Origin of the sequence: Paraburkholderia sp. JPY419 (assembly GCF_050435705.1) — a bacterium.
GTDB lineage: Bacteria > Pseudomonadota > Gammaproteobacteria > Burkholderiales > Burkholderiaceae > Paraburkholderia > Paraburkholderia youngii.
In genome coordinates, this window is sequence record NZ_JBNDKV010000002.1 from 2587489 (window position 1) to 2604860 (window position 17372).

Genomic DNA, 17372 nt, shown 5'->3' on the forward strand with positions numbered 1-17372 from the left:
TCACTTTCTCCAGTCAGGAGCTCATGATGAACGCGAAAACCTTGTCCCGCGGCGCCGTTGCGGTAGCTGTGGCCGCTGCGCTTTCAGCCGGCTATGTGGCGGGCCATCGCGATGTGCCCGCACCGCAGATCATCTCGCCGGCGGAAGCCGCCGCGATGATGCCGGCCGAAGCTGCCGCCAAAACCGGTATCCCCGATTTCTCCGGTCTCGTCGAGACCTACGGTCCGGCCGTCGTCAACATCAGCGCGAAGCACGTGGTCAAGCAAGCGGCGCTGCGCGGTAATGGCGGCAACCGCCATGGCAACCAGTTGCCGATCGATCCGAACGATCCTTTCTATCAGTTCTATAAGCGGTTCTTCGGCGGCGTGCCCGGCATGCAAGGCGGCGATGGCGGCGATGGCGGCGACGCGCCCGACCAGCCGAGCGCGAGCCTCGGCTCGGGCTTCATCATCAGCAATGACGGCTACATTCTGACGAACGCGCACGTGGTCGATGGCGCGAACGTCGTCACCGTGAAGCTCACCGACAAGCGCGAGTTCAGGGCGAAGGTGGTTGGCGCCGACCAGCAGTCCGACGTCGCCGTGCTGAAGATCAACGCGAGCGATCTGCCGACTGTGAAGATCGGCGATCCGCGCCAGAGCAAGGTTGGTCAGTGGGTCGTCGCGATCGGCTCGCCGTATGGCTTCGACAACACCGTGACCTCGGGCATCATCAGCGCGAAATCGCGCACGCTGCCTAACGAAAACTACACGCCGTTCATCCAGACCGATGTGCCGGTGAATCCAGGCAACTCGGGCGGTCCGCTCTTCAATCTGCAAGGCGAAGTCATCGGCATCAATTCGATGATCTACTCGCAGACGGGCGGCTTCCAGGGCCTGTCGTTCGCGATCCCCATCAGCGAGGCGATCAAGGTCAAGGACGATCTCGTCAAGACCGGTCACGTGAGCCGCGGCCGTCTCGGCGTCGCGGTGCAGGGCTTGAACCAGACGCTCGCCGAGTCGTTCGGCATGCAGAAGCCGCAAGGCGCCCTGGTCAGCTCGGTCGACGCCAACGGTCCGGCGGCCAAGGCTGGCTTGCAGCCGGGCGACGTGATCTTGTCGGTGAATGGCGACGAAGTCAGCGATTCGACGGATCTGCCGTCGAAGATCGCAGGCCTCGCGCCGGGCAGTTCGGCAACGCTGAAAGTGTGGCGCGATAAGGCCAGCAAGGACCTGAAGGTGACGATTGGCTCGTTCTCGGACGTGAAGGTCGCGTCGGCGAGCAAGACCGATCAGCAGACCCAGTTGCAAGGCCGTCTCGGTGTCGCGGTGCGGCCGCTGACGCCGGAAGAGAAGAGTAGCGCGTCGGTGTCGCACGGTCTGCTCGTGCAGCAGGCGGGCGGTGCGGCGGCGAGCGCCGGCATCCAGGCGGGCGACGTGATTCTCGCCGTCAACGGCCGTCCGGTCACGAACATCGATCAGTTGAAGCAGATGATTTCGGGCGCAGGCAACAGCATTGCGCTGCTGATCCAGCGGGACAACGCGCAGATTTTCGTGCCTGTTGATCTCGGCTGATCCAGTTATCTGGGCGGTTCGAAGGGATCTCCCACCCCAGTTTGAGCTGTAGTAGCGATTGCCGGTCCTTTGCATTTACTGCAAGGACCGGCTTTTTTTCGCCCGTCGGAACCGGCGCTGCAGCGAGCGGCATGGGACAGACCGAGGGGGGCAGGCGGCTTGGTGCCACAATGGTCGTGCATGTTGGTCGACGCTGCGGAATGGTTGGCACATAGGTTGCTTCAATCGTTCAGGCTCTGGACAAGGCCTCGAAAAGGAGAGCGAACCGATGAAAACCCAACGCAAGCAGCAAAGGATCGTAGCCGCTGCGCTGTGCGCGGCGCTCACGCTCGGACTGGCGGGCGGCGCGTACGCGCAGCAGGCGGGCGTGACCGGTGGCTCGACGACCGACGACACCAGCGCGGGCAACACCAACGGCGGCGGTCTGCCGCAAGTCCAGCAGCAGGGCGACGTATCGTACGTATCGGGCGGTGTCGGCCTCGACGAATCGCGGGCGCTGCGACAAGCGCAAACCCAGTGGCCACTGACCTTGCGTTTCACCGGACACAACGCAGAGTTTCTTGCCGATGTGCACGTGCGCATCGTGGATGCACATAACAGCGAAGTGCTGAACACGACGTCGCGCGGACCATTTATGCTGGTGCGCCTGAGCCCCGGCCGCTATACGGTGCACGCGAATTACAACGACAGCGAACAGACGCGCTCGGTTAGTGTGCCCGCGCACGGCAACGTAAAATCCGCGTTCACCTGGAACGTGAAGTAACGGCTCGATCCGTCCGCTGCCGCGCAGGAAGCGCGCGCAATCGGCCGGAGTTTGGCCGATAATGAAGCCACGGGCGTGTCCCGTGGCTTTGCCGTTGTTGCGGCAATAGCCGGTAGTGCAGCGCACACCCCATCATGGAGCCTGGACATGAGCGATGCGTCGACATCTGCGGAACGGCCGGACGGCCATACCATCGTGATTCGCGACAACGGCCATCGCGTGCGCGTGATTCACGGCGGCGTGACGATGGCCGACACCCAGGCTGCGCTGACGCTATCGGAGACCGGCCTCGCCGACGTGTTCTATTTCCCGCGCGAGCACGTGAATATGGCCCGGCTCGAACGCTCGACGCACACGTCGCATTGCCCGTTCAAGGGCGACGCGTCGTACTTCCATCTGCGCACCGAAGACGGCGTGATCGAGAACGCGGTGTGGTGTTACGAAGCGCCGTTCGAGCAGGTCAGCCGCATCAAGGGCTATCTCGCTTTTTACGCATCGCGTGTCGACCGCATCGATCAGACGTCCTGATCCCGCAGTCGGCGCGTTCATCGGGGGAGGTTGTCATGGAACTGAACGACGCGTTACGGATTCCGCTGCCGCCGTCCGAGGTCTGGGACGCGTTGCAGGACCTCGCGCTGTTGCGTGCCAGCCTCGACAACTGCGAGTCGTTCGTGCGTCTCGCCCACGGCGAATACGCGCTGACGATGACTGTGCCGCTCGGCCCGTTGCGCGCGCATTATCAGGCGCGCGCGCACGTTGCCGGCCAGGATTCCGGCCCGGCGGACGCACAGCGCCGCACCATCAACTTCAAGGCGCGAGCCGAGGGCATCGGCGCGCTGCGTGGTCAGATCGAAGTACGTTTGCGCGCGGACGACGGGCGCGAGCGCGGCACGCGCATCGATTACACGTTGTGGGCAACGTCATCGGGTCCGCTGGCCGAGCTGCCGACGCGCCAGCTCGAGAACGCCTTGCGGCAGATCGCCGACGATTTTTTCGCCGAGTTCGACGCCGTCGTGCGCGCCAAGCACGGCAAGGGGCCGAACCGCGCGCGTGGCACGGCGCCGCGTCGCCAGTACGTGTTTTTGCGGCCGATCACACTTGGCGGCATCGCGCGGCGCACGCGCATCGAGCACGGCCAGGCTCCGCCCGGACGCGCGGCAAGCGCGTCGCACAGCTGGTCGCATGGCGTGCCGCATCAAGAGCCTGGGCAGCATGTCGTGCCGTACTGGGCGTGGGCCGGAATGATCTTTCTGGTCGCGCTGTTGTTGTACGTCGCGCGCTGGCTCAGCGAGCATTGACGCCGCGCGGCGCGCAGCGCCTGATCCAACGCGCGATAAACATCCCCGCGCGACTACGAAATCCCGGCGGCGCACTACGAAATAGCGGTGCTCCCGCCACCTTCAACTAATCCCCGCGAAACTCCCGCCGCCACGCGCTGGGCGACGTTCGAAACGCGTCCGCGAAATGCTGCCGCAGCGATGCGGCCGAGCCGAAGCCGGCGCCCGTCGCGATCGCTTCGACCGATTCGTCGGTGCTTTCCAGCAGTTGTTGCGCCCGCGCGAGCCGTTGCGCGAGCAGCCACGCGCCGACGGTGGTGCCGGTCGCGAGCCGGAACCGTCGCGTGAAGGTGCGGCGGCTCATCAACGCGCGCGCGGCGAGTGTGTCGAGCGTATGCGGCGCGGCCAGGTTGCCGCTCACCCAGTCGAGCAGGCCAGACAGACGGTCGCCACGCGGGTTCGGCGGCATCGGCTGCTGCACGTATTGCGCCTGACCTCCCTGGCGATGCGGCGAGACGACCAGCCGGCGCGCGACGTGGTTAGCCACCCGCGCGCCGCAAATCTTGCGCAGCACATGCAGGCAGCAGTCGAGGCCGGCGGCGGTGCCGGCCGAGGTCAGCACGTTGCCATCGTCGACGTACAGCACGTCGGGGTCCAGCCGCACGCGCGGGTAGCGGCGCGCGAAGTCGTCGGCCCAGGCCCAGTGCGTCGAAGCGGGCCGTCCATCGAGGATGCCCGCCGCGGCCAGCACGAAAGCGCCGAGGCACAGGCCGACAAGCAGCGCGCCGCGCGCATGCGCGGCCCTCAGCGCGTCGAGAAGCGCGGCGGACGGCGTTTCGTCGGGATCGCGCCAGCTCGGCACGATGATCGTGTGCGCGTCGGCAAGCGCTTCGAGTCCGTGCGTGACCGCGATCGAGAAGCCCGCGGTCGTCGCGAGCGCGCCCGTCTCCACGGCGCAGACGCGGAAGTCGAAGGCGGGGACACCGCCGCCGCGGCGGTCCTCGCCGAACACGACGCACGGCACCGACAGATGGAACGGGCTGATGCGATCGAATGCGACGACGGCGACGACGTGGCGCGGCACCTGATCGGAGATATCGTCGGAAGATGCGAAGGTGGTCATGCCGCACGCCTCATTCATGAATGCCAGAAGTATGGCCCGATTCTAGCGAAGCTTGTCATTTGGGCCGCTGTCGGCGGACAGGCAGCGGAGCAACAATGCCGTCATTGCCGTCGCGCCGCGGCCATCTCGCCGGGCGCGCGCCATCGACCGTTTTTCTGACAAGGAGCCCTGCCATGAACACACCTGCGCCGCGCCGTGCGCTGATCGTCATCGACGTGCAGAACGAATACGTGAGCGGTGACCTGCCGATCGAATTTCCGGACGTGCGCACGTCGCTCGCCAACATCGCTCGCGCGATCGATGCGGCGCGCGCCGCCAGCGTGCCGGTCGTCGTCGTGCAGAACGTCGCGCCCGCCACCTCGCCGCTGTTCGCGCGCGGCAGCGCGGGCGCGGAACTGCACACGGTCGTGAGCTCGCGCGCTCATGATCATTTCGTCGAGAAGTCGCTGCCGAGCGCATTCGCCGGCACCGATCTGGCCGACTGGCTCGCCGCCCGGCAGATTGATACGTTGACGGTTACCGGCTACATGACTCACAACTGCGATGCATCGACGATCAATCACGCGGTGCATGCCGGCCTCGCCGTCGAATTCCTGCACGATGCGACCGGCTCGGTGCCGTATGAAAACAGTGCAGGCTTCGCGAGCGCGGAAGAGATTCATCGCGTGTTCAGCGTGGTGCTGCAGTCGCGCTTCGCGGCGGTTGCGAGCACCGACCAGTGGATCGCGGCGCTAAACAGCGGCGCGCCGCTCGAGCGCGGCAACATCTATGCGTCGAATCAGGCGGCGCGAGCGCGCCGTGCGGTTGCCTGAACCCGGCGCGGGGGCGGGTGGCCCGTTCCACAAATAGAAAGCGGGCGGTTCACCGAACCGCCCGCTGTGCCAATCCTCAACCCTTGCGCGCCTTCTACGCCGCCTTTCTGCGCAACGCCGGACTGACGCGCAAGCCGTCGAACATCACTTCTACCATCTGCTGCGCGTGCGCGCCGAAGTCGGTCGCGTCGGGCAAAAACAGCATGTCGCGCAACGAGCCGCCGACGAACGCGTGCACCATCGCCGCGGCAAGTTTCGTGTCGAGATCGGCGGGCATCTGACCTTTCGAGATCGCGTTGCGCAGACCGCCCTCGAGCTTCTCGAGCCCTTCGCGCATATTGGTCTGATAGCGTTCCATCACCGGCCCCATCTCTTCGACCAGCTCGCATTTCAGGAACAGGATGTCGAACACGCGGCGACGGCGGGGATCGTTGGCGGTGTCGCGCAGGCAGACCACGCAGATTTCCATGATGCGCCCGAGCGGATCGGTTTCGTTGGGATCGAGCGATGCCGCTTTCAGCTCGTCGAGCGGCAGCAGCACGCGGTCGAACATTTCGGTGAAGAGCTCGCTCTTGTGTGCGAAATGCCAATAAATGGCGCCGCGCGTCACGCCTGCGGCCTGGGCGATATCGGCCAGCGACGTGCGCGATACGCCCTTCTGGAAGAAGATCCGTTCGGCCGCGTCGAGAATGCGGTTGCGCGTCTCCAGCGCCTCTTCTTTGGTTCTTCTGACCATATTGGTATGACCTGCGCTGATCCTGGGGTTTATGCGGGCGTTTTTAAGTCGGCCTGATGACAATTTGACTATTTCTAAACCGAATTGCGACGCGAATTTGCGGCCCCCGATCCCTGGAAGATATAAACGCACTTTTACATGCATTCGTGAATGTATATATAATAGCACCCCACGATCGGATAGCCCAAGCCGTGACGACCGGTTAATATCCGTCACTGTTGTCTTCCAAAACGCTATGGCAGCCGCCAAACGACGGTGCTGTGCGGCATTCCCCGGTATGGCGCATTAGTAGCAGGCTGCCCTGCAGGCGCAGGTTTGCATCCGTGGGCTTCCGGTTGAGCGTCGAGAGACGCTTGTGTGCGCTGTCGTCCCCGGGGTAGGGATGCGCGCACTTTTTCATTCTCAGTCTTTGACAGAGGTCGCTCCATGCGCGTCGAACGGGTTTCATTCCGCTTAATTAGTGCCGCGACGGCTGCCATCTTGCTGGCGGCGTGCGGACCAAAACAATCTGCCCCGCCGCCCCAGACGCCCGAAGTCGGCGTCGTCACCCTCCAGCCGACGACCGTGCCCGTCGTCACCGAACTCCCCGGTCGTACCAGTGCCTTCCTCGTCGCGCAAGTGCGCGCGCGGGTCGACGGCATCGTGCTGCGCCGCGAGTTCACCGAGGGTAGCGAGGTCAAGGCCGGTCAGCGTCTGTACAAGATCGATCCGGCGCCCTTTATCGCGTCGTTGAACAACGCGAAGGCATCGCTTGCGAAGGCGCAGGCGAACCTCGTGACAACCACCGCGCAGGCCAGTCGCTACAAGGTGCTGGTCGCGGCGAACGCGGTCAGCAAGCAGGACTACGACAACGCGGTCGCCGCCGAAGGCCAGGCCGCCGCCGACGTCGCCGCCGGCAAGGCCGCGGTCGATACCGCGCAGATCAACCTCGGCTATACCGACGTGACCTCGCCCGTAACCGGCCAGATCGGCGTGTCGCAGGTCACGCCGGGCGCCTTCGTGCAGCAGAGCGCGGCCACACTCATGGCCACGGTCCAGCAGCTCGATCCGATGTATGTCGACCTCACGCAATCGAGCCTCGATGGTCTGAAGCTGCGCCGCGACATGCAGGAAGGGCGTCTGAAGACGACCGGCCCGGGCGCCGCGCAGGTCACGCTGGTGCTGGAGGACGGCCGCATCTATTCCGAGAAGGGCAAGCTGCAATTCACCGACGTGACCGTCGACCCGGGCACCGGCTCGGTCACGGTGCGCGCGATCTTCAAGAACCCGAACCACGTGCTGCTGCCGGGCATGTTCGTGCGCGCGAAGATCGAAGAAGGCGTGAACCAGAACGCGCTGATCGTGCCGCAAGTCGGCGTCACGCACGACCAGAAGGGTCAGCCCACTGCGCTCGTCGTCGATAACGACAACAAGGTCGAGCTGCGTCAGCTCGTCACCACGGGCACTTTCGGCTCGTACTGGGTGGTGTCGAACGGCCTGAAGCCGGGTGACCGCGTGATCGTCCAGGGCACCGACAAGGCGCGTCCCGGCCAGCAGGTCAAGCCCGTGCCGGCGCAACTGCCCGGCACCCCGGCTTCCGACGCGGCCGCTGGCGGCGCCCAGACAGGTCAACCCGCGGCTCAGCCTGCCTCCGCCGCTTCGGGCGCGTAATAACAGGGAGCCCGCCTCATGGCAAAGTTCTTTATTGATCGCCCGATTTTTGCATGGGTGATCGCCATCATCCTGATGCTCGCGGGTCTCGCGTCGGTGTTCACATTGCCGATCGCGCAATACCCGACCATCGCGCCGCCGGCCATCCAGATCAGCGCAACCTATCCGGGTGCTTCGGCGGAGACGGTGCAAAACACCGTCACGCAGGTGATCGAGCAGCAGATGAGCGGTCTGGACCACCTGCTGTACCTCGCGTCGACCTCGGACGACTCGGGCACGGCCACCATCACGCTGACGTTCGCTGCCGGCACCAACCCTGACATCGCGCAGGTGCAGGTGCAGAACAAGCTGCAGCTCGCCACGCCGCTGCTGCCGCAGGCGGTGCAGCAGCTCGGCACCCGGGTCACGAAGTCGAGCAGCAGCTTCCTGCTGGTGATGGCGTTCGTGTCGACCGACGGCAGCATGAACAAGTACGACCTCGCGAACTACGTCGCGTCGAACATCCAGGATCCGATCAGCCGTATCGACGGTGTGGGTACGGTGACGCTGTTCGGCTCGCAGTACGCGATGCGGGTCTGGCTCGATGCCAACAAGCTGAATAACTTCAGCTTGACGCCGCTCGATGTCCAAGCCGCGCTGCAGGCGCAGAACGTGCAGGTCGCGGGTGGCGCGCTCGGCGGCACGCCGTCGGTGCCGGGCCAGGTGCTTCAGGCCACGATTACGCAGGCCACGCTGCTCAATACGCCCGAGCAGTTCGGCAACATTCTGCTGAAGGTGAATCAGGACGGCTCGCAAGTGCGTCTGCGCGACGTGTCGCACATCGAGCTCGGCGGCGAAAACTACAACTTCGACACCAAGTACAACGGTCAGCCGACGGCAGGCTTCGGTATCCAGCTCGCCACGGGCGCGAACGCGCTCGCCACCGCGAAGGCGGTGCGCACGAAGATCGCCGAACTGTCGAAGTACTTCCCGCACGGTCTGGTGGTGCAGTACCCGTACGACACGACGCCGTTCGTGCGCCTGTCGATCGAGGAAGTGGTCAAGACGCTGCTCGAAGGTATCGTGCTGGTGTTCCTCGTCATGTACCTGTTCCTGCAGAACCTGCGCGCCACGCTGATCCCGACGATCGCGGTGCCGGTGGTGCTGCTCGGTACGTTCGCGATCATGAGCGTGGTCGGCTTCTCGATCAACGTGCTGTCGATGTTCGGTCTCGTGCTCGCGATCGGCTTGCTGGTGGACGACGCGATCGTGGTGGTGGAAAACGTCGAGCGGGTGATGCAGGAGGAGGGCTTATCGCCTCGCGAGGCAACCCGCAAGGCGATGGACCAGATTACCGGCGCGCTCGTCGGCGTGGCGCTCGTGCTGTCGGCGGTGTTCGTGCCGGTGGCGTTTTCGGGCGGTTCGGTCGGGGCGATTTACCGGCAGTTCTCGCTGACGATCGTCGCCGCGATGGTGCTGTCCGTGCTCGTCGCGTTGGTTCTGACGCCGGCGCTGTGCGCGACGATCCTGAAGCCGATTCCGAAGGGTCATCACGAAAAAGCCACCGGCTTCTTCGGCTGGTTCAACCGTACCTTCAACCGGAGCCGCGACAAGTATCACTCGGGCGTCCACCACGTGATCAAGCGCTCGGGCCGCTGGCTCATCATCTATATGGTGGTGATCTTCGCGGTGGGCCTGCTGTTCGTGCGCCTGCCGAAGTCGTTCCTGCCTGACGAAGACCAGGGCACGATGTTCGTGCTGGTGCAAACGCCGTCGGGTTCCACGCAGGAAACCACCGCGCGCGCGCTGAAGGACGTGTCGGACTACCTGCTGACCGACGAGAAGGCGATCGTCGAATCGACCTTCACGGTGAACGGCTTCAGCTTCGCGGGTCGTGGCCAGAACGCGGGTCTGGTGTTCGTGCGGATGAAGGACTACGCGCAGCGTCAGCATGCGGACCAGAAGGTGCAGGCACTGGTGCGGCGGCTGTTCATGCACTTCAGCGGCTACAAGAACGCGGTCGTGTATCCGGTCAATCCCCCGTCGATTCCTGAACTCGGCACCGCGGCGGGCTTCGACTTCCAGTTGCAGGACCGCGGGGGCATCGGTCACGCGAAGCTGATGGAAGCGCGCAACATGCTGCTCGGTCTGGCGGCGAAAGATCCGACGCTCGCGCAGGTGCGTCCGAACGGCCTGAACGATACACCGCAGTTCAAGGTGAGCATCGACCACGAGAAGGCTTCGGCGCTCGGCGTGTCGCTCTCCTCGATCGATCAGACGTTCTCGATCGCCTGGGCCTCGGCGTACGTGCAAAACTTCCTCGACACCGACGGCCGGATCAAGAAGGTGTACCTGCAGGGCGACGCGCCGTTCCGGATGAAACCGGAAGACGTGAATGCCTGGTTCGTGCGCAATGGCGCGGGCGCGATGGTGCCGTTCTCGGCCTTCACGAACACCGCATGGACCTTCGGTTCGCCGAAGCTCGAGCGCTACAACGGTATCCCGTCGGTGGAAATCCAGGGTGCGGCCGCGCCGGGCAAGTCGACCGGTCAGGCGATGGTGGCGATGGAGCAGATCGTCACCAAGCTGCCGGCGGGTGTCGGCTACGAGTGGACGGGTCTGTCGCTGCAGGAGCGTCAGTCGGGCTCGCAGGCGCCGATTCTGTACGGCATCTCGATTCTCGTCGTGTTCCTGTGTCTCGCGGCGCTGTATGAAAGCTGGTCGATCCCGTTCTCGGTGATCATGGTGGTGCCGCTCGGCGTGATCGGCGCGCTGCTGGCCGCGACGCTGCGCGGGCTCGAGAACGACGTGTTCTTCCAGGTGGGTCTGCTCACAACCGTGGGTCTGTCGGCGAAGAACGCGATTCTGATCGTGGAATTCGCGCGAGAACTGCAGCAGAGTGAAGGCATGGGGCCGATCGAGGCCGCGCTCGAAGCGGCGCGTCTGCGGTTGCGACCAATTCTGATGACCTCGCTCGCGTTCATTCTCGGCGTGCTGCCGCTCGCGATCAGTAACGGCGCGGGTTCGGCCAGCCAGCACGCGATCGGTACCGGCGTGATCGGCGGCATGTTGACGGCGACCTTCCTCGCGATCTTCATGATCCCGATGTTCTTCGTCGTGATTCGCGCGAAGTTCGGCGGTGAGAAGGAAGACCCGGACGAGGCGCTGCGCCACTACGAACAACACCATCCGCACGATCCGCAAGGCGGCGCGACGGGTGGCACGACCGACGGGTCGAATGGCAATGGCTCGGGCAAGGATGGGCATTGAGATGCAAAAACACTCTTTGATTGCAGTGGCAGTCGCGCTGCTCGCCACGGGTTGCACGCTGGCGCCGCATTACCAGCGGCCCGCGGCGCCCGTAACGGCGACCTTCCCGACCGGCGGCGTGTACGACCAGCAGCCGGGCGCGCAGGGCGCGCGCAGCGCGGACGGCCAGGCCGCCGCCGACATCGGCTGGCGCAACTTCTTCGTCGATCCGCGTCTGCAGCAGCTGATCGAAATCGCGCTGAAGAACAACCGCGATCTGCGTGTGTCGGTGCTGAACATGCAGGCGTCGGCGGCGCAGTACCGCATCGTGCGCGCGGGTCTGTTCCCGACGCTCGACGCCGCGGCTTCGCAAAGCAGGTCGCGCACGCCGAAGGACCTGACTTTCACCGGCGTGACGATCTCCAACACGTATTCAGTGGGCTTGAACGCGTCGTGGGAAATCGACTTTTTCGGGCGCGTGGAGAGTCTGAAGGATCAGGCGTTGGCCAAGTATCTCGGCACCGCGCAGGCGCGCAAGGCCGCCGAAATCGCGCTGGTCTCGCAGGTGGCGAACCAGTACATGACGGTGCTCGAACTGGACGATCTGCTGAAGGTCACGCAGAACACGCTGGTTACGGCGCAGGAGTCGTATCGCATCACCAAACTGCAGTTCGACAACGGCACGGGATCGGAACTCGATCTGCGCCAGTCGCAAACGGTCGTCGAGACCGCGAGCGCGAACCTGCAGTCGCAGATGCGTTTGCGGGCCCAGGCCGATAACGCGCTGGTGCTGCTGATCGGCGAGCCGTTGCCGACGGATCTGTCGCCAGGCCTGCCGCTGAGCGACCAGAATCTGCTCACGGATATTCCGGCGGGCCTGCCGTCCGATCTGCTGACGCGTCGTCCGGACATCATGGAAGCCGAGGAGAATCTGCTCGCCGCCAACGCGAACATCGGCGCGGCGCGCGCCGCGTTCTTCCCGCGGGTCACGCTGACCGGCAGCGCCGGCACGCTGAGCCCGACGCTCGGCGGGCTGTTCAAGCCGGGTTCGGCGGCATGGAGCTTCGCGCCGTCGATCACACTGCCGATCTTCGAGGGCGGTCAGAACATGGCCAACCTCGATCTCGCCAACATCGAGAAGAACGTGCAGATCGCCACGTATGAAAAGGCGATCCAGACGGCCTTCCGTGAGGTGGCGGACGGACTGGCCGCGCGCGGCACCTACGACGAGCAGATCGCGGCGCTCGAGCGGGATGTCGCGGCCGAGCAGCGCCGGCTGGATCTGTCGACCCTGCGTTACAAGAACGGTGTCGACAGCTATCTGTCGGTGCTGACCGCGCAGACCGCGCTGTACGTGGCTCAGCAGCAACTGGTGACCGCGCGCATGGAACGTCTGCAGAACCTGGTCACGCTGTACCAGGCGCTCGGCGGCGGCTGGATCGAGCACAACGGCGATCAGCCGCGTCCAGCCGACGCGCCGGTCGACTACGGTGCGGCCAGTGCACCGGTCGCGGCTTCGGCGGCGACCGCGGGGTGAGCCCGGCAGGTTGATGAAACGCTGAAGCAAAACAGAAACGCCACGGCATGCCGTGGCGTTTCTGTTTATGCGCGGCGCTCGGTGCCGCGTGAAGCATCAGCGATGCATCAACGGGCTCAATGCAGATCCGCCGCCCGCAGCATCTCGTTGCCCTGCGGCTCGCTGCCCGCGCTATTCTCGAGATCGTGCCCGGCGCGGCGAAGCTCGCTCTTCGCCTTCTTCTCGCTCTTCACGCCGTTGAAGATCAGGTTCAGCACGACCGCCGACACCGACGCAAGCAGAATCCCGCTGTGCAGCAGCGGCGACAACGCCGGCGGCAGTTGCGAGAAGAAGTGCGGCGACACCACCGGCACGAGGCCGAGCCCGATGCCGACCGCGACGATGAACAGGTTGTGCTGATTCCTGACGAAGCCGACTCGCGACAGCACCTTGATGCCGTTCGCCGCGACCATGCCGAACATCACGATGCCCGCGCCGCCGAGCACGAACGCCGGCACCGACGCGACCACCTGCGCCATCTTCGGAAACAGTCCGAGCAGCACGAGGATCACGCCGCCCATCGCGCAGACGAAGCGGCTCTTCACGCCGGTCACGCCGATCAGCCCGACGTTCTGCGAGAACGACGTATGCGGGAACGAGTTGAAGATGCCGCCGATCAGCGTGCCGAGACCATCGACGCGCAAGCCGCGCACCAGCGTTTTCTGATCGACCGGACGATCGACCATGTCGCCGACCGCGAGGAACATGCCGGTCGATTCGATGAATGTGACGAACATCACGGTGACCATCGTCGCGATCGATAGCGGATCGAAGTGAGGCAGACCGAAGTGGAACGGCATCACGAAGCCGACCCACGGCGCGTGCATGACGCCGTCCAGGTTGACGCGGCCGAGCATCAGCGCGATAGCGAAGCCCGCGACGATACCGAGCAGCACCGAGATATTGGCGACGAACCCCCTGGCAAACTTGTTGATCAGCAGGATCAGCGTCAGCACGAGCAACGACAGGCCGAGGTAGACCGGATTGCCGTATTCGGGATTGCCGACACCGCCGGCCGCCCAGTTGATCCCGACTTCCATCAGCGACAAACCGATCACCGAAATCACGACGCCGATCACGACCGGCGGGAAAAAGCGCAATAGCTTGCCGACCGCGGGCGCGAGCAGGATACCGATCACGCCGGCCGCGATCGTCGAGCCGAAGATGTCGAGCAGGCCGAGCGAAGGATTGGTGCCGATCGCGACCATCGGGCCGACGGCCGCGAACGTGCAGCCCATGATGACCGGCAGGCGGATGCCGAAGATCCGCAGTCCGAGCGTCTGGATCAGCGTGGCGATGCCGCAGGAAAACAGATCGGCGCTGATCAGAAAGGCGACCTGGTCTTTCGGCAGCTTCAGCGCGGCGCCGATGATGAGCGGCACCGCGACCGCGCCAGCGTACATGACCAGCACGTGCTGGATGCCGAGAGTAAGCAACTGGCCGGCCGGTAGGCGCTCGTCGCACGGGTGAACCGTGTTCGCTTGCATATCGTCTGTCTCCACCATCTCGTTTTGGAATGACTCCAAGGTATCGGGGACGAAAAGTCGCAACAAGACCATACGTGGCTATTCCGGCATTCCCGGCGACGATATGCACAGGCCTATTTTGAAAGGCAAATCAAAGCAGCGCGTGGGACGGATCGGCAGCGCAGCGGCGGCAAGCCCTATGCGGCGGCGATTGCCGGCGGTGCGTCGCGTGCGCGGCGCCGCTTCGTCGCTGGCGGGGATATGTGTGAGAATCAATGGCGTGTATCACGCTTCACGCATAGTCCTGTTTTGACGACGCTCGCCGCACGAGGGGGTTAACCCGCGAATGGGCTTTTTTCCGCGAGTTTTTCGACCCGTTCGCCGAACGTTCGCGGTGTCGCGGCGGCCTGGTTTTTTTGCTTCGCTTGCATGTCTCGTCGCCAGCCTCGCTGGCTCCTTCCTCATCGTCATTCCAACGTCCCTGCGCTCATGAGTTTTCTCGGCATCGACCTCGGCACCGGCTCCCTGAAAGCGGCAATCGTCGACGAACATGGACGCGAGCAGGCGGTATCGAGCGTCGCGTATGCGCTGGTTACGCCGCACGCGGGTTGGGCCGAAATCGACGTCGAGACGTGGTGGAACGCGCTCGTCGATGCGATGGCGGGCCTGCCGCGCGAGCTGCGTGATGGCGTGCGCGCGATCGGCTTCTCCGGTCAGATGCACGGCGTCGTGCTGCTCGATGCAAGCGGCGCGGCGGTGCGGCGCGCGATGCTGTGGCCCGACTCGCGCGCGCACGCCGTGCTCGACGCGTGGCCGGAGCCGCAACCGAATCCGGTCGCGCCCGGCATGGCCGGTCCGCTGCTGCGCTGGCTCGTGCTGCATGAACCGGAGGCCGCGCGCCGCACGCGCTGGGCGTTGCAGCCGAAGGACTGGCTGCGCGTCGCGCTCGGCGGCGCGTGCGTAACCGATGCGTCCGACGCGTGCGCGACCGCGCTCGCCGATCCCGACGGCGCGTGGGACACGGCGCTGCTGGAGCGGCTCGAGATTCCGCGCGAGTGGTTCGCGCCGCTGGCGTCGTCGTATGCGGCGTCAGGCGCGCTGTCGCCGCAGGCCGCGCAGGCACTCGGTTTGCGGGCCGGTATCGTGCTCGCGACCGGCGCCGCGGACACACCGTGCGCGGCGCTCGGCAGCGGACTCGCGCAGGACGGCGACGCGCTGCTGACGACCGGCAGCGGCGGACAGATCGTCGTGCTCGCGAACGAGGAGCCGGCGCCGCTGAAGGGTTTGCATCGCTATCGGGCGGCGAGCGATCACTGGTATCGGATGGCGGCGATGCAGAACGTCGGCATCGCGTTGGAGCGGGTGCGCGGGTGGCTGTCGTATGAGTGGGCGCAGGCTTACCGCGACGCATTCGGCGATGCCGCTGACGCAGCCGCCGATGCGACGGATCACGCCGCGTCGACGCTGACTTTCCTGCCGTACCTGACCGGCGAGCGCACGCCGTGGCTGAACCCGCAGGCGCGCGGCGGCTGGCTCGGTTTATCGCTCGAGCATACGCGCGGGGCGATGATGCGCGCCGCGTTCGAGGGCGTGGCGTTCTCGTTGCGCGCGGGGCTCGACGCGATTCGCGCGAGCGGCGCGCCGGTAACGGCGCTCAAGCTCGCGGGCGGCGGCTCCGTCGATGCACGCTGGCGGCAACTGCTCGCCGATGCGCTCGACGTCGAGCTGCACGCGGTCGATTGCCCGAACGCGGCGCCGCGCGGCGCGGCGATCCTTGGCGGCCTCGCGTGCGGCCACTGGCTAACGCGCGACCTCGCCGCGCTCGCGCCGGGCGCGACGCGCGTCGCGGGTCCGCGAGGTGATGCGGCTCTTGCTGAACGGTATGCGGGCTTCGTCGAGCTGTACGGCCGGGTCGAGCCGTGGTTCGGTGGCGGGGCGCCGCGCGGAGCGCAGTAGCAGCGGCGGCGCAGCCTTCGCGCGCTATGCAATACCATTACGCTTTTCGCGCGCCACTTGGTCGCCGGGCACGCGATGCCCATTTCGCATTCACGCACTCACGCACTCACGGACTGGGAGGAGCATTGACGATGAAGAGCAAAGCAGCAATCGCATGGAAAGCCGGCGCCCCGTTGATGATCGAGAAAGTCGATCTCGAAGGTGCGCGCGCCAGTGAGGTCCTGATCGCGGTGAAGGCGACGGGCATCTCCCATACCGACTACTCCATCACGCACCGTCTGGCGCTCGAGCGTATCAACGAGGGCTTTGATCTGATGAAGAAGGGCGAGTCGATCCGCTCGGCTGCGCTCTACTAAGCGAGGAATCTCACGATGCTCGAACTACTATCGTCGCACGCCTGTCATGGCGGCGAGCAGCGCTTTTACCGGCACCAGTCGCGCGCGATCGGTCTGCCGATGCGCTTCTCGGTCTATCTACCGCCGCAGGCATTGCATGACAACGCGGGACGTGTGCCGGCGTTGTTCTATCTGGCCGGACTGACCAGCACGGAAGAAACGTTTCCGATCAAGGCCGGCGCGCAGCGCTTCGCGGCACAGCATGGGCTCGCATTGATCGCGCCGGACACGAGTCCGCGCGGCGCGGGCGTGCCAGGCGAAAGCGGTGCGTGGGACTTCGGCGTCGGCGCGGGCTTTTATGTGGACGCGACCGAGGAGCCTTGGTCCACGAACTACCGGATGTACTCATACGTGCGGGATGAACTGCGCGAGACGGTTGTGAACGAATTGCCGGTCGACGGCGCGCGCCTCGGCATCTTCGGTCACTCGATGGGCGGGCACGGTGCGCTGGTGCTCGCGCTGCGCAATCCGGACATTTATCGGTCGGTGTCGGCGTTCGCGCCGATCGCGGCGCCGATGCGTTGTCCGTGGGGCGAGAAGGCGTTCAGCGGCTATCTCGGTGAGAACCGTGAAGCGTGGAAGGAGTACGACGCGAGCGAGCTGGTCGCGCACGGGACGCGCAAGTTCGCGGCAGGGATTCTCGTCGATCAGGGACTCGCGGATCAGTTCCTGCCCACGCAGCTGAATCCCGACGTGTTCGAAGCGGCATGCAAGGCCGCGGGGCAGCCGTTGACGTTGCATCGTCACGAAGGCTACGACCACGGCTATTACTTCATCTCGACATTCATCGAGGATCATCTCGCGCATCACGCGAAGGTGTTGCTGGCCTGAAAAACG

General features: G+C 65.2%; 13 protein-coding genes and 1 pseudogene. 11 read left to right on the forward strand and 3 right to left on the reverse strand.

The genetic code is table 11. The features are described from left to right. Nucleotides 1-26 precede the first annotated feature (26 nt). The 4 genes from QFZ91_RS18060 to QFZ91_RS18075 all read left to right on the forward strand — a co-directional run bounded on the left by QFZ91_RS18060 (nucleotide 27) and on the right by QFZ91_RS18075 (nucleotide 3614). Nucleotides 27-1553 carry a DegQ family serine endoprotease gene (locus QFZ91_RS18060; protein WP_429567969.1) on the forward strand — a complete coding sequence of 509 codons (1527 nt, stop codon included), beginning with the start codon at nucleotides 27-29 and terminating at the stop codon, nucleotides 1551-1553. Nucleotides 1554-1821: 268 nt separating this feature from the next. After that, nucleotides 1822-2316, forward strand: a complete 495-nt coding sequence (locus tag QFZ91_RS18065; protein WP_429567970.1) for a carboxypeptidase regulatory-like domain-containing protein — start codon at nucleotides 1822-1824, stop codon at nucleotides 2314-2316. A gap of 147 nt (nucleotides 2317-2463) precedes the next feature. After that, entirely contained in the window at nucleotides 2464-2844 is a 381-nt protein-coding gene (locus QFZ91_RS18070; protein WP_013090413.1) for a DUF427 domain-containing protein, read from the forward strand. A gap of 35 nt (nucleotides 2845-2879) precedes the next feature. Beyond that, nucleotides 2880-3614: a CoxG family protein gene (locus QFZ91_RS18075; protein ID WP_368592268.1), complete on the forward strand. Its 735-nt coding sequence runs from the start codon at nucleotides 2880-2882 to the stop codon at nucleotides 3612-3614. A gap of 106 nt (nucleotides 3615-3720) precedes the next feature. Here QFZ91_RS18075 and QFZ91_RS18080 read toward each other — a convergent pair whose 3' ends face one another. Further along, on the reverse strand, nucleotides 3721-4716 hold the full coding sequence (locus QFZ91_RS18080) for a helix-turn-helix domain-containing protein (RefSeq protein WP_429567971.1): 996 nt from the start codon (nucleotides 4714-4716) through the stop codon (nucleotides 3721-3723). 173 nt (nucleotides 4717-4889) lie between these two features. Here QFZ91_RS18080 and QFZ91_RS18085 point away from each other — a divergent pair, with 173 nt between their 5' ends. Beyond that, a complete protein-coding gene (locus QFZ91_RS18085) occupies nucleotides 4890-5528 on the forward strand; it encodes an isochorismatase family protein (protein ID WP_176365644.1) in 639 nt (212 codons plus the stop codon). A 94-nt stretch (nucleotides 5529-5622) separates the two neighbouring features. Here the strand turns inward: QFZ91_RS18085 and QFZ91_RS18090 are convergent, their stop codons facing one another. Further along, nucleotides 5623-6264 (reverse strand): TetR family transcriptional regulator, encoded by a 642-nt coding sequence (locus QFZ91_RS18090; RefSeq protein ID WP_176384456.1) that lies wholly within the window; start codon nucleotides 6262-6264, stop codon nucleotides 5623-5625. Between the two features lie 426 nt (nucleotides 6265-6690). Here QFZ91_RS18090 and QFZ91_RS18095 point away from each other — a divergent pair, with 426 nt between their 5' ends. Genes QFZ91_RS18095 through QFZ91_RS18105 form a run of 3 tightly spaced genes read left to right on the forward strand, consistent with a single transcriptional unit; the run spans nucleotide 6691 to nucleotide 12679 of the window. Then, nucleotides 6691-7914 (forward strand): efflux RND transporter periplasmic adaptor subunit, encoded by a 1224-nt coding sequence (locus tag QFZ91_RS18095; RefSeq protein WP_176384388.1) that lies wholly within the window; start codon nucleotides 6691-6693, stop codon nucleotides 7912-7914. A gap of 18 nt (nucleotides 7915-7932) precedes the next feature. Further along, entirely contained in the window at nucleotides 7933-11163 is a 3231-nt protein-coding gene (locus QFZ91_RS18100; protein WP_176384390.1) for an efflux RND transporter permease subunit, read from the forward strand. Between the two features lies 1 nt (nucleotide 11164). Continuing rightward, the gene (locus QFZ91_RS18105; RefSeq protein WP_429567972.1) at nucleotides 11165-12679 is read left to right on the forward strand and encodes an efflux transporter outer membrane subunit; all 1515 of its coding nucleotides are present in this window, start codon (nucleotides 11165-11167) and stop codon (nucleotides 12677-12679) included. Nucleotides 12680-12795: 116 nt separating this feature from the next. Here QFZ91_RS18105 and QFZ91_RS18110 read toward each other — a convergent pair whose 3' ends face one another. Then, nucleotides 12796-14205, reverse strand: a complete 1410-nt coding sequence (locus QFZ91_RS18110; protein WP_429567973.1) for a nucleobase:cation symporter-2 family protein — start codon at nucleotides 14203-14205, stop codon at nucleotides 12796-12798. A gap of 468 nt (nucleotides 14206-14673) precedes the next feature. Here QFZ91_RS18110 and QFZ91_RS18115 point away from each other — a divergent pair, with 468 nt between their 5' ends. The 3 genes and pseudogenes from QFZ91_RS18115 to fghA all read left to right on the forward strand — a co-directional run bounded on the left by QFZ91_RS18115 (nucleotide 14674) and on the right by fghA (nucleotide 17366). After that, nucleotides 14674-16140: a xylulokinase gene (locus QFZ91_RS18115; RefSeq protein WP_429567974.1), complete on the forward strand. Its 1467-nt coding sequence runs from the start codon at nucleotides 14674-14676 to the stop codon at nucleotides 16138-16140. Nucleotides 16141-16271: 131 nt separating this feature from the next. After that, nucleotides 16272-16403, forward strand: a pseudogene (locus QFZ91_RS18120) (S-(hydroxymethyl)glutathione dehydrogenase); the annotation flags it as partial. A 108-nt stretch (nucleotides 16404-16511) separates the two neighbouring features. After that, on the forward strand, nucleotides 16512-17366 hold the full coding sequence (fghA, locus tag QFZ91_RS18125) for an S-formylglutathione hydrolase (protein ID WP_429567975.1): 855 nt from the start codon (nucleotides 16512-16514) through the stop codon (nucleotides 17364-17366). Nucleotides 17367-17372: the final 6 nt, after the last annotated feature.

Bases quoted from the DNA above. Each gene is read 5' to 3' on its own strand.
- QFZ91_RS18060 (WP_429567969.1), top strand. From the start codon at position 27: ATGAACGCGAAAACCTTGTCCCGCGGCGCCGTTGCGGTAGCTGTGGCC.
- QFZ91_RS18065 (WP_429567970.1), top strand. From the start codon at position 1,822: ATGAAAACCCAACGCAAGCAGCAAAGGATCGTAGCCGCTGCGCTGTGC.
- QFZ91_RS18070 (WP_013090413.1), top strand. From the start codon at position 2,464: ATGAGCGATGCGTCGACATCTGCGGAACGGCCGGACGGCCATACCATC.
- QFZ91_RS18075 (WP_368592268.1), top strand. From the start codon at position 2,880: ATGGAACTGAACGACGCGTTACGGATTCCGCTGCCGCCGTCCGAGGTC.
- QFZ91_RS18080 (WP_429567971.1), bottom strand. From the start codon at position 4,716: ATGACCACCTTCGCATCTTCCGACGATATCTCCGATCAGGTGCCGCGC.
- QFZ91_RS18085 (WP_176365644.1), top strand. From the start codon at position 4,890: ATGAACACACCTGCGCCGCGCCGTGCGCTGATCGTCATCGACGTGCAG.
- QFZ91_RS18090 (WP_176384456.1), bottom strand. From the start codon at position 6,264: ATGGTCAGAAGAACCAAAGAAGAGGCGCTGGAGACGCGCAACCGCATT.
- QFZ91_RS18095 (WP_176384388.1), top strand. From the start codon at position 6,691: ATGCGCGTCGAACGGGTTTCATTCCGCTTAATTAGTGCCGCGACGGCT.
- QFZ91_RS18100 (WP_176384390.1), top strand. From the start codon at position 7,933: ATGGCAAAGTTCTTTATTGATCGCCCGATTTTTGCATGGGTGATCGCC.
- QFZ91_RS18105 (WP_429567972.1), top strand. From the start codon at position 11,165: ATGCAAAAACACTCTTTGATTGCAGTGGCAGTCGCGCTGCTCGCCACG.
- QFZ91_RS18110 (WP_429567973.1), bottom strand. From the start codon at position 14,205: ATGCAAGCGAACACGGTTCACCCGTGCGACGAGCGCCTACCGGCCGGC.
- QFZ91_RS18115 (WP_429567974.1), top strand. From the start codon at position 14,674: ATGAGTTTTCTCGGCATCGACCTCGGCACCGGCTCCCTGAAAGCGGCA.
- fghA (WP_429567975.1), top strand. From the start codon at position 16,512: ATGCTCGAACTACTATCGTCGCACGCCTGTCATGGCGGCGAGCAGCGC.